The organism is Mucilaginibacter sp., from assembly GCF_964263795.1.
Lineage (GTDB): Bacteria > Bacteroidota > Bacteroidia > Sphingobacteriales > Sphingobacteriaceae > Mucilaginibacter.
The window spans coordinates 1-11,697 of the sequence record NZ_CAXVWK010000075.1 but is presented as its reverse complement, the minus strand read 5'-3'; the positions used below and the strand labels follow the sequence as shown (position 1 = coordinate 11,697).

The window sequence follows — 11,697 nt, the reverse complement described above, 5'->3', positions numbered from 1 at the left end:
AGTACCGAAGAGCCTTCGGTAGCAGAAAATGCTAACCAAACCAAACCTGATAAGGTAACCCCTGCCCCGCCTACCGAAGAGAAGGTACAAACTGAGGCCAGCGATAAAAACGTGGTGACCCAAAATACTGACGACGCTCCCGAAGTAGCCGCCAATACAAAGGCGCCCAGTAAAACAGTTGCCACGCAGCCTACTACAAAACCGGTAGCGGCGCCAACCGTTAACCAAAACGCGTTATATAAAGGTAAAACAACTACCGGTACCGGCACGGGCGATGGAACAGGCAGCACGCCCGGCAACCAGGGAAAAACAACAGGTACAACGCTTACTAACAATTATAACGGTACTGGTGATGGTAACGGTGGTGATGCGTTAACTGCACGTAATTATGTACTTCCTCCTGCAAAACCTAATGTTACCAATATTGAAGGAAAAGTAATTATTGAATTCAGAATAGATAACGATGGCAATGTTGTGTCTGCAGGTGTAGGCCGTGGCTCTACACTGTTAGAAGGCGACGTTGTTGACAAATGTATTCAAGCAGTTAAAAACGCGAAAGTAAATCCTTCCTCCGGAGTAAGTGATCAAAAAGTTTACAGACAAGCTTTCGTATTTAAGCGAAAGTAATTGCCCTGTTATCGCAAGCTTCCTCGCTTGTGATAAATTATACGGAAATTATAACTACTTGCTATCGTGGCCGTCCCATTTGCGGTAGCAGACTTGCAACAATTTTCATAATTCTACCTAAAATTTCAATACCTAATTCTATAGCTTTGCTACCGCCATTCAAATACTATGAATTACCAGCAGACCATTGAATACCTATACACTCAACTCCCGTTATTTACCCGCGTTGGTGCATCTGCATTTAAAAAGGACTTAACCAACACCCTTGCGCTTTGCGAATTGCTGGATAATCCGCAGCATAAATTTAAAAGCGTGCATGTTGGCGGCACGAACGGTAAGGGCTCTACATCCCATATGCTGGCGGCGATATTACAGGTGGCAGGCTACAAAACCGGACTGTATACTTCACCGCATTTGAAAGATTTTCGCGAACGCATCCGGGTAAACGGGCAAATGATCAGCGAGGAAACGGTGATTGATTTTGTTGCGGAACATAAAGCTGATTTTGAACGAATCGAACCCTCTTTTTTTGAAATGACGGTAGCTCTTGCTTTTGATATTTTTGCGAAAGAGGAGGTAGATATCGCTATTGTAGAAGTTGGATTAGGCGGCCGGCTGGATTCAACTAATATTATCAGTCCCCTCTTGTCGGTAATAACCAACATTGGTTGGGACCATATGAACATGCTGGGTAATACCCTGGAACTTATAGCCGGAGAAAAGGCGGGTATTATCAAGCCAAACACCCCGGTTATTATTGGCGAATACCAGCCCGAGGTATCGCAGGTATTTTTGAATAAAGCCGCACAGGAACATTCACCGCTAATATTCGCTTCAGACTCAAATTCTGAATTTGACGTTCAAATTTTAAACAATAGCGGTCTGGAATTTTTGAATGTAGAGCTTATCGTACCCGGTGCCCTGCAGGCTCCACTCCTTCTTCAACTCGATATTCCGGGCACTTATCAATTGAAAAACTTGAAAACGGTACTTTCTTCGGTAAATGAGCTACGCAGGCAGGGATTTAACATCACCAACGAGCATATAGCAACAGCATTAAAACAGGTAAAAACCTTGACCGGCCTGCATGGCCGCTGGGAGGTACTTAGCCGCAACCCGCTTACCATTTGCGATACCGGCCACAATCCTGAGGGCATTGCCGAAGTTTTAAAAAATTTAGCGAATGTAGACTACCAAAAACTTCATTTTGTTATTGGCATGGTAAACGATAAAGACATCAGCCAGGTACTGGCAATGCTCCCTAAAAATGCGGTTTACTACTTTTGCAAACCGGATATCCCCCGCGGTTTGGATGCCGAAAGCTTGAAAAACAATGCGCTGGAAGCAGCGCTTGTTGGCGAAGCTTATCCTACAGTTTTGGACGCGCTGAGAACAGCACAAAAAAATGCGCAATCCGGTGACCTTGTATTTGTAGGCGGCAGCACTTTTGTTGTTGCCGAAGTGGTTTAATTCGCCTATTTCATTTCGTTTTAAGGACTCGGGCCACATTAGCATTACCAAGCCTTTAATTAAAAAGGATGCGTTTTGTTGATCTTCTGCGAAATTTTTTGACCCTGGCGATGTTAACACTAAAAATCCTATTTTTACCAAAACACTAATTTCACCATGACCTATTTACCATCAGAAAGTCGATACGATAAAATGCAATACCGACGTTGCGGCAAAAGCGGCATTAAATTACCGGCTATTTCACTGGGGCTATGGCACAACTTCGGCCATGTAGATGTGATGGAAAACTTCCGCAAGATCCTGCATCTGGCGTTCGATAGCGGTATAACCCACTTCGATCTGGCTAACAACTACGGCCCGCCCCCGGGATCGGCCGAGACCAATTTTGGGAAGATCCTTAAGGAAGACTTTGCAGGCTACCGGGATGAATTAATAATATCTACAAAAGCAGGTTATCATATGTGGGAAGGCCCTTACGGTGAGTGGGGGTCTAAAAAATACCTTGTATCCAGCCTGGATCAAAGCCTTAAACGCATGGGTTTAGATTATGTAGATATCTTTTACCATCACCGCCCTGATCCGGACACCCCGCTGGAAGAAACGATGATGGCGCTTGATCTGATCGTTAGGCAGGGAAAGGCGCTTTATGCAGGTATATCTAATTATAACGCCGAGGAAGCCGACGCGGCGATAGCTATTTTAAAGCGCTTAGGCACCCCCTGCCTCATCCATCAGCCCAAATATTCGATGTTTGTGCGCGATGCCGAAGATGGCCTTTTAGACGTGCTGGAAAAAGATGGTGTAGGCTGTATCCCATTCTCGCCATTGGCACAGGGTTTACTAACCAATAAATATTTACATGGCATTCCCGAAGATTCGAGAGCAGCAAAGTCTACGGGTTTTCTACAGGAAAGCCAGGTTACAGAACAAGTTGTAAGCAAGATAAAAAAACTGAATGAATTGGCGGTTGAGCGCGGTCAAACCCTTGCGCAAATGGCACTTGCATGGTTACTTAAGGATAACCGGGTAACATCAGTGTTGATCGGCGCCAGTAAACCCGAACAGTTAGCCGACTCGCTAAAAGCATTAGACAAAGTAGCGTTTTCGACAGATGAGTTAGACAAGATCGAATCCATTTTAAAGTAAACAGTCTTAGATATTTAAAAGGCATATTTTAAAAAAATATGCCTTTTTTGTTTAACAATAATTAACAAAGTGCCGCTAACAACTTTATCAAATAAGCTTCATCTTAGCAATACCTAACACAACCTTAATGAAATCGGCTTTAATTGCATTTACACTAATATTATCCGGCTTAAGCCTTTTTGCACAGGATGTTATCATTAGCGGAAAAATAACCGGCGAAGGCGGTAATGGCGTCCCCTTTGCTACGGTGTATATCCGGAATACAACCAAAGGAGTATCTGCAAACAGCGACGGCGAATACAGCCTTAATCTAAAGGCCGGCACTTATGAGGTACAGTACAAAGCGGTTGGCTACAAGGCCGAAAGTCGTAAAGTAGAGCTGCGCTCAAGTCAATCCATTAACATCGTTTTAAAGTCGGAATTATTTGAATTAAAAGAAGTTGCCATACGTGCAGGTGCCGAAGACCCGGCATACGCAATTATCCGCAAGGCTATAAAGAAACGTAAATCTTACCTTAACGAAGTAAACGCTTACACCTGCGAGGTTTATATCAAAGGCCTGCAGAAACTGCTGGCTGCACCTAAAAAATTTCTAGGTGTAGATGTGCAAAAGATCGCCCGCGAAAACGGCTTAGATTCCAATAGGACAGGAATTGTTTATTTGTCAGAGTCGCAATCCAAGTACAGTTTTATGCGGCCGAACCTGGTTCACGAAGAAGTTATTTCCTCCAAAATTTCGGGCAGGAACAATGCTTTTACTTTCAACCGGGCGTCGGATCTGAAAGTTAATTTCTACGAAAACACGCAGGATTGGGAAGGCCTGAGTCCACGCCCCGTAATATCGCCGATTGCAGATAACGCCCTGTTCTATTATAAATACAAATGGATGGGTATCACCATCGAAAACGGCGAAACTATCAACAAGATCCAGGTTACACCACGCCGCGAGCACGACCCATGCTTTAATGGATACCTGTATATTTTGGAGGATAGCTGGCGCCTGCAAGGCCTTGGTTTGTATCTTACCAAAAAGAACAACATCAACTTTGTAGATACGCTTAAGGTAAACCAGGAATTTTTCCCGGTAAGTGGTAACGCGTGGATGCCGGCATCTATAAAGTTTGAATTTACAGGCGGCCTGTTTGGCTTTAAGTTTGGCGGGTACTTTATTTCGCTTTATAAAGACTACGACATCAATCCTACACTTGATAAAAAGCAATTTTCTGAAGTGTTGCGCATCACCAACGGCATCAATAAAAAGGATTCGCTGTACTGGCAAACTGAGCGCCCTATCCCGCTAACGGAAGAGGAAAAAACAGATTATCAAAAGAAAGCTATCCTCGCAGCTAAACGCGAATCTAAGCCCTACCTGGATTCATTGGACAGGGTAAACAACAAATTCAGCCCGGGCAAATTCATATTAGGGGGTTACCGGCATCGCAATCGCTTTGATAAAGAATATTACAACTTCGATCCTTTATTATCATCGGTACTATTTAACACCGTTGAAGGTTTTGTGGTTAATTATGGGGCATCCTTTATCAAGCAAATCGATAGCGCAAACAGTAAATACCTTTCGGTTTACGCTAAAGCAAGATATGGGTTCTCTAACCATCTGTTTAATTTAAACGGCGGGATTAGTTTTCCTGCGGGCAATTTTATGCTCAACCTTTCGGGTGGATCTAACGTGCTTGACATGAACAACCACCAACCTATTACCGAGTTTACTAATACGGTATATAGCTTGCTGGCGAGGCAAAACTTCCAAAAGCTGTATCAAAAGCAATATGTCAATTTCAGCGCGTCTACCCGCATCAGCGGCGGCTGGATGGCAAATGGCTTTGCAGAATGGAGCGACCGCAAGTGGCTGCCTAACTCCTCAAACTTCACCATTTTTCATCCTGATGGCAGGGAATATACCTCTAACAACCCGTTCTTAACGAATGCGGATGTACCTTTGTTTCCTCAAAATCAGGCGTTTAAGTTAGGGGTTCGTACAACCTATAATTTTAGCAATAAGTACGAAACCTACCCTCCCGGCAGGCGGTATATCGCCTCGCCTTACCCAACAGTAGGCTTATCATTCACTAAAGCTTTCAAAAATGTGTTTGGATCAGATGCGGATTATAAACTCCTGTCGGCAGATATCACTAAAGACGATATACCGATGGGGATGTACGGCAAAACATCATTCTATGTATCTGCCGGGAAGTTTATTAATGCTAAAAATATCAATTATATCGATTACCGGCATTTTTCGGGTAATGAGGCGTTATTCTACCGGCCGGGCAACACCAAATTTCTGCTGCTGGATTATTATACCTTTAGCACTGGCGACAAGTTCCTGGAAGCGCACCTGGAGCACAACTTATCGGGCTTTATTACTAACAAGATCCCTATCATCCGTAAGTTAAAGCTACAGGAGATCATTAACGTGAACTACCTTACTACCCCTGCCCTTAAAAACTATACCGAACTGGGCTTCGGTTTGCAGGCGGCCGGTTTGAGGGTTATGTACGGCACTGCCTACAACAATATGAACAACAGGCTAAATTCTGCGATAAGGATTGGATTGAGTTTTTAAGGATAATGAAGGGCTAAGCTGTAAACTTTTGGCTTTTACTTTTGACTTTTGCCTTTGCAAAAACTATCTTTGCCCATGCAAGAAAAAATCCTCATTCTTGACTTTGGCTCGCAGTTTACCCAACTTATCGCGCGCCGTGTCAGGGAGCTCAATATTTACTGTGAGATCCATCCTTTCAATAAAGTTCCTGAAGTAGATGCAAGCGTAAAAGGTATTATCCTTTCAGGAAGTCCTTATTCGGTTCGCCAGGCAGATGCGCCACATTTTGAGTTTATTAAACACCATAAAACCTTGCCAATCTTGGGCGTTTGTTATGGTGCACAGTATGTTGCCCACTTTCACGGTGGTGAGGTTTTAGCTTCGAGCACCCGCGAATATGGCCGCGCAAACCTCGATTTTGTCAAACAGGATAATGCTTTATTTAAAGATGTTCCTGCAGGTTCGCAGGTATGGATGTCGCACGGTGACACCATAGCACGGATAGCCGACGATTTTGAGATCATTGCCAGTACCGATAGTGTTAAAGTTGCCGCTTACCAAATTACCGGTACGCAAACTTACGGTATACAGTTTCATCCGGAGGTTACCCATAGTATTGACGGCAAGCAACTGCTACAAAACTTTTTAGTAGATATTTGCGGCTGCAGTCAGGATTGGACGCCCGATTCTTTCATTGAAACCACTATTGCTGAACTGAAATCCAAATTAGGAGATGATAAGGTTGTTTTAGGCCTTTCCGGCGGTGTGGATTCGTCAGTTGCAGCTGTATTGCTGCATCAGGCCATCGGCGCTAACTTACATTGTATTTTTGTTGATAATGGCTTACTGCGCAAAGACGAGTTTGAATCTGTTTTAGATTCTTACAAGCACATGGGCCTTAATATAAAGGGAATTGACGCTAAGCAGCGTTTCTATGATGCGCTTGCAGGCATCAGCGACCCGGAGAAAAAACGCAAAGCCATTGGCCGTGTATTTATAGAGGTATTTGATGATGCCGCACATGAGGTACAGGGCGTAAATTGGTTAGGCCAGGGCACTATTTACCCGGATGTTATCGAGTCGGTTTCTGTTAAAGGGCCATCGGCGACCATCAAGTCGCACCATAACGTTGGCGGGTTGCCCAATTTTATGAAACTAAAAGTGGTTGAGCCGCTTAACACCCTGTTTAAAGACGAGGTAAGGCGAGTTGGGGCCGCTTTAGGAATAGACCCGAATATATTAGGCCGCCATCCTTTCCCGGGCCCGGGATTGGCTATCAGGATATTAGGTGAAATAACCCCGGAAAAAGTTGATATATTACAACAGGCCGATGCAATTTACATCAACAATTTGCGCACCGGTGGTGTTTATGATAAAGTTTGGCAGGCAGGCGCCATTTACTTACCTGTACAGTCGGTAGGTGTTATGGGCGATGAGCGTACTTACGAGAACGTAATTTGCCTGCGCGCGGTAGAATCATTGGACGGGATGACAGCAGATTGGTGCCATTTGCCGTATGATCTGCTTGCTAAAATATCTAACGAGATCATCAATAACGTTAAAGGAATTAACCGGGTAGTATATGATATCAGTTCCAAACCACCGGCCACCATTGAGTGGGAATAAGTGGTTTATTGTTTTTATAAGTTTGGTAATTGGTGCATGTTCGCCTAAACTGCGGCCGGTACCACAACCGACTGTAAAAACTAACACTGAAAAGCCAGCCACTACCACACAAAAGCAGGTTGAAAAGCCACCGGTAAAACCGACGGTATCGGAAGCAAAAACATCTGTAATATCGCTGATTTTGCCTTTAGATTTGCCTAAGGCCGCTTCAGGGCAAACTTACACATCTGCCGATCTTAAAAAGGCCAACATGTCGGTAGAGTACTACCAGGGTTTTAAGCTGGCCCTGGACTCGCTTGCTTCAGCGGGAGCTAATTACAAGTTGCAGTTGTTTGATAGTAAAGACGATGCCTCACAGGCGCATAGCCTGGCTTACAATCCACAGATCCGTAACGGCGACCTTATTGTTGGGCCTGTGTTTCCGGAAGATGTGAAAACCTTTACCTCGGTGCTTACTGCTGCTCGCAAACCTATAGTATCACCGTTATCTCCGGCGTCGCCCCTTACGTTTAAAAATCAAAACCTGATAACCATGACGCCGCCTTTAGAGTACCATGCCAAAGGCGCGGCCACCTATATTGCGGCCAAGGTTAAGCCTAAAAAAGTTTTCATCCTAAGTTCGGGCTTTAGCGACGAGGAATTATACAATTCGCCGTTTAAGCGTACCATGGATAGTCTGAGCAAACGCAAAATACCGGTTATCGCTACAGTGATCACCCGTGGTAACTTAACTCCGTTGATCCCGCAGCTATCGGCAACCGAGCAAAATATTTTTATAGTGCCATCTACTAAACAAGCGTTTTTACTGGTGATCTTACATTCGCTGGATACGCTTTCTAAAAAATTCCCAATTACCGTATTTGGTCACCCGAATTGGGAAAAGTTCAGTTTTTTAAAAGCAGGGCAATTGCAGCGCTTACATACCTACATCACGTCGAGCGATCGCGTAAACTACAAATCAGGCCAGACTAATATGTTTTTGCGTAGCTACCGTCGCGCGTATCGTGCCGAACCTACTGATTTCGCAATTAAGGGCTTTGATCAGGGTATGTATTTTGGCGAGCTGCTGGCTAAAGATGACAGCAGTTTTCAAAAACCCGATCAAAATGATTATACAGGTATCCATAACAGCTTTCATTTCGTAAAAAAGCCGGGAGTGGGTTGGATAAATACCCATGTTGATATTTTGCGGTACGAAAACTTTGATCTGAAAAAAGTAGAATGAAAGCCATCAATCAGCTTAAAACGTTTCAACGAATACTGGCTGAATACCCGGCTGATACGCCTTTAGGTAAATTCCTGCCCGGCTTTTACAGGCAAAATAAACAAATGGGATCAACTGATAGGCGGGTTGCCGGGCGGTTGGTTTACAATTATTTTCGCCTGGGTAAGGCCTTGCCGGATCTAGCTGCAGAGGAGCGCCTGATGGTTGCTGAATTTTTATGCAACACACAAACCAACTCTTTCTTACAATACTTTAAACCCGAATGGGCGGCGTGTGTTTCCTTTGCTATCGACGATAAGATCAACTTAGTAAAGACCGCCCATCCTGATTTTAACCTGGAGGATGTATTTCCGTGGTCGGCTCAGCTATCGAAAGATATTGACAGGAATGCGTTCCTGAAATCCTTTTTTGTGCAACCCGATCTGTATATCCGGGTAAACAAAGCTTTTGAAACCCAGGTAAAGGCCGAATTGAGCAAAGCAGATGTTGTGTTTAAAGATGAGGGGAACGGCTGCCTGAGCATGCCCAATGGCACAAGGCTGGACGCCATTTTTCCAAAACAGCACTGGTTCGAGATCCAGGATTACTCATCACAGCAAACGGCGCAATTTTTTAAACCCAATAAGTGGGATAGCTGGTGGGATGCCTGCGCAGCATCGGGCGGTAAATCTTTGTTACTGCACAGCTTGCAGCCGGATATCAAACTGGTCGTGTCGGACATCCGCGAATCAATACTGGCTAATTTGGATGAGCGTTTCCAACAGGCCGGATTGCGTAAATATCAAAAGAAACTGCTTGACCTGACCGAAAATAACGAGCAGCTGCTATACAATTATGAATTCGACGGAATCATCCTTGATGCGCCTTGCAGCGGATCGGGTACATGGGGCCGTACGCCCGAAATGATCAGCCAGTTTGACCCGCACCGTACCGATTTTTTCAAGCGCCTGCAACAAGCTATTATTTCAAACGTTGCCAAACACCTTAAACCGGGTGCCGCTTTAGTATACATTACCTGTTCAGCCTTTAAAGCTGAGAATGAAGATGCCGTAGATTTTATGGTAAAACAACTTGGCCTGCAGTTGGAAATAAACCAGGTGTTAAAGGGTTACGAACGTAAAGCCGATACCATGTTTGTAGCAAGGTTAACAAAGCCCGAACAATTAAAGCCCGCTGTTACTGCGGAACAGCTTGATAGCGATAGCTAACAAGATCACGCCGAAAGCTTTTCGCAGTATGTGCAGTCCGGTTTTACCGAACAGCTTTTCCAGCCATTGTACGTTTTTAAGTACCAGATAAACAAAAAGGGTGTTCAGCACAATGCCTACCAGTATGTTCTGCGTTTGATATTGCGATTTAAGTGATAATAAAGTCGTCATGGTACCTGCCCCGGCAATTAGCGGGAAGGCCAGCGGCACTATGGACACCGCTTGCGGCATTTCTTCTTTAAAAAAAGTAACTCCTAAGATCATTTCCAGGGCGATGATAAAGATCACTATCGAACCGGCTATCGCGAAGGAAGATATATCCAACCCAATCACAGCCAGTAATTCATCTCCCGCAAACAGAAACCCGATCATCAAAACCAACACTGCTATACTTGCCTTCTCAGATTCGATATGCCCTGCACGCTGGCGCAGCTGAATAATTACAGGTATAGCCCCTAAAATATCAATGATGGCAAAGAGGATCATCGTTACAGATAATACCTCTTTAAAAATGAGTGGATGCATAGATTTAGGATTTACTTTCTTTTGATTTTAAGCGAATACTAAACAAAAGTGCAATTAAAATATATAAAGACGACAAAAAGAAAACACTATGTATAGATATGGCTGTAATCAGCCCAGCCGTAACCGGGCCTAACGTTTGCCCTATTGAAGCATAAGATTGATTTACACCCATTACCTCACCGCGTTCGCTTTCTTCGTTCCTGTCGGCTATAATGGCGTTCAGCATGGGATTGCGCAAGCCGTTAAACAATCCATAGATACCAATGGCAATGGCGAACAGAACCAGCCCCGTTGCAAAACCCACCAGTATCATCATAGCCAAACAGCATATGGTAGATAACAACAATACGAGCGCCTGCGACGGGATAACTTTTTTTATTGCCGGTACCGCAAGCTGCATCAATATACCGGTAACACCAAAGCCCGCGTAAAACAGCCCTATCTGGGTGGGGCTCAGCTTCAGATTATCGACGCTGAAGGTTTGGAAACCGATGATCATGGTAAATTGCGCCATCGTCAATAAAAACCCAATAAATATAGCCGTACCGATGACCGGTTTTTTTATAACCGTTATTAAAGACTTAAAAGTAAAACCACCTTTTTTGGCGGCTGCCGCCCGCTTATCCTTGTCATGTGTTTCCTTCAGCAAAAATATGGTTGCCAATACCCCAACCATAGCAATGGCGGCTGCAAAAAAGAAAGGCACTTTTTCCCCTAACTGGCTTAGCAAACCTCCCACAGCCGGCCCTATCACAAAGCCAAACCCAAATGCCGATCCAAGTATCCCAAAATTTTTAGCCCGCTCTTTGGGTGAGGATATATCTGATATCATAGCCTGCGCTACAGAAATGTTACCACCGGTAATACCATCCAGTATACGCGCTGCAAATAAAATTATTATACTGTTTGCCAGCCCGAAAAGGATAAAAGACGCACAGGTACCCACCAAGCTGAAAATGAGAATTGGCCGCCGGCCGAATTTATCTGAAAGAGAACCCAATACAGGCGTGGCAAAGAATTGGGAAATGGAGAATGCGGCGGTAAGCAAGCCTATCGTTTGCTCGGTTACCCCAAACTTTTTGCCGTATGAATACAGCAGCGGTATAATGATACCAAACCCCATGGAGTTTATTACGGATATAAATACCAACACCCACAGGGTTTTATTTACTTTCATCCCATACAAAAGCGATGAAAACAAAAAAGGTTCTGCAGATGCAGAACCTTTTAAATATTGTAATGATTTAATTACTGTTTTTCGAAATCTGAAGCCTTCGGCAGGATGTCTGCAACGTTACCCAGTTTGC

Annotated in this window: 10 protein-coding genes; 8 read left to right on the top strand and 2 right to left on the bottom strand. The window is 44.3% G+C overall.

All coding sequences use genetic code 11. From position 1 onward, the window contains the following. The 7 genes from ACE5CV_RS12890 to ACE5CV_RS12860 form a co-directional block, all read left to right on the top strand. On the top strand, nucleotides 1-627 hold a 627-nt coding region (locus ACE5CV_RS12890; protein ID WP_374950588.1), incomplete at its 5' end, for an energy transducer TonB. A gap of 168 nt (nucleotides 628-795) precedes the next feature. Continuing rightward, nucleotides 796-2,097 (top strand): bifunctional folylpolyglutamate synthase/dihydrofolate synthase, encoded by a 1,302-nt coding sequence (locus ACE5CV_RS12885; RefSeq protein WP_374950587.1) that lies wholly within the window; start codon nucleotides 796-798, stop codon nucleotides 2,095-2,097. Between the two features lie 156 nt (nucleotides 2,098-2,253). Next, on the top strand, nucleotides 2,254-3,243 hold the full coding sequence (mgrA, locus tag ACE5CV_RS12880; RefSeq protein ID WP_374950586.1) for an L-glyceraldehyde 3-phosphate reductase: 990 nt from the start codon (nucleotides 2,254-2,256) through the stop codon (nucleotides 3,241-3,243). 127 nt (nucleotides 3,244-3,370) lie between these two features. After that, on the top strand, nucleotides 3,371-5,827 hold the full coding sequence (locus ACE5CV_RS12875; RefSeq protein ID WP_374950585.1) for a DUF5686 and carboxypeptidase regulatory-like domain-containing protein: 2,457 nt from the start codon (nucleotides 3,371-3,373) through the stop codon (nucleotides 5,825-5,827). Between the two features lie 75 nt (nucleotides 5,828-5,902). Beyond that, entirely contained in the window at nucleotides 5,903-7,432 is a 1,530-nt protein-coding gene (gene guaA / locus ACE5CV_RS12870; RefSeq protein ID WP_374950584.1) for a glutamine-hydrolyzing GMP synthase, read from the top strand. Beyond that, nucleotides 7,389-8,657 (top strand): ABC transporter substrate-binding protein, encoded by a 1,269-nt coding sequence (locus tag ACE5CV_RS12865; protein WP_374950583.1) that lies wholly within the window; start codon nucleotides 7,389-7,391, stop codon nucleotides 8,655-8,657. Before guaA ends, ACE5CV_RS12865 begins: the two co-directional genes overlap by 44 nt. After that, entirely contained in the window at nucleotides 8,654-9,865 is a 1,212-nt protein-coding gene (locus ACE5CV_RS12860) for an RsmB/NOP family class I SAM-dependent RNA methyltransferase (protein ID WP_374950582.1), read from the top strand. The genes ACE5CV_RS12865 and ACE5CV_RS12860 overlap by 4 nt, the downstream gene beginning before the upstream one ends. Here ACE5CV_RS12860 and ACE5CV_RS12855 read toward each other — a convergent pair. Both ACE5CV_RS12855 and ACE5CV_RS12850 read right to left on the bottom strand, forming a co-directional pair. Next, on the bottom strand, nucleotides 9,821-10,390 hold the full coding sequence (locus ACE5CV_RS12855; RefSeq protein ID WP_374950581.1) for a MarC family protein: 570 nt from the start codon (nucleotides 10,388-10,390) through the stop codon (nucleotides 9,821-9,823). The two genes, ACE5CV_RS12860 and ACE5CV_RS12855, sit on opposite strands and share 45 nt — an antisense overlap. Nucleotides 10,391-10,394: 4 nt before the next feature. Continuing rightward, a complete protein-coding gene (locus ACE5CV_RS12850) occupies nucleotides 10,395-11,513 on the bottom strand; it encodes an MFS transporter (protein WP_374950580.1) in 1,119 nt (372 codons plus the stop codon). Between ACE5CV_RS12850 and ACE5CV_RS12845 the strand changes: the two genes are divergently transcribed. Then, nucleotides 11,512-11,697: hypothetical protein (locus ACE5CV_RS12845; protein ID WP_374950579.1), on the top strand; the 186-nt coding region annotated here is incomplete at its 3' end. The genes ACE5CV_RS12850 and ACE5CV_RS12845 overlap by 2 nt on opposite strands.

Coding starts and splice junctions, on each gene's coding strand:
- ACE5CV_RS12885 (WP_374950587.1), top strand. CDS start 796: ATGAATTACCAGCAGACCATTGAATACCTATACACTCAACTCCCGTTA.
- mgrA (WP_374950586.1), top strand. CDS start 2,254: ATGACCTATTTACCATCAGAAAGTCGATACGATAAAATGCAATACCGA.
- ACE5CV_RS12875 (WP_374950585.1), top strand. CDS start 3,371: ATGAAATCGGCTTTAATTGCATTTACACTAATATTATCCGGCTTAAGC.
- guaA (WP_374950584.1), top strand. CDS start 5,903: ATGCAAGAAAAAATCCTCATTCTTGACTTTGGCTCGCAGTTTACCCAA.
- ACE5CV_RS12865 (WP_374950583.1), top strand. CDS start 7,389: ATGATATCAGTTCCAAACCACCGGCCACCATTGAGTGGGAATAAGTGG.
- ACE5CV_RS12860 (WP_374950582.1), top strand. CDS start 8,654: ATGAAAGCCATCAATCAGCTTAAAACGTTTCAACGAATACTGGCTGAA.
- ACE5CV_RS12855 (WP_374950581.1), bottom strand. CDS start 10,390: ATGCATCCACTCATTTTTAAAGAGGTATTATCTGTAACGATGATCCTC.
- ACE5CV_RS12850 (WP_374950580.1), bottom strand. CDS start 11,513: ATGGGGTTTGGTATCATTATACCGCTGCTGTATTCATACGGCAAAAAG.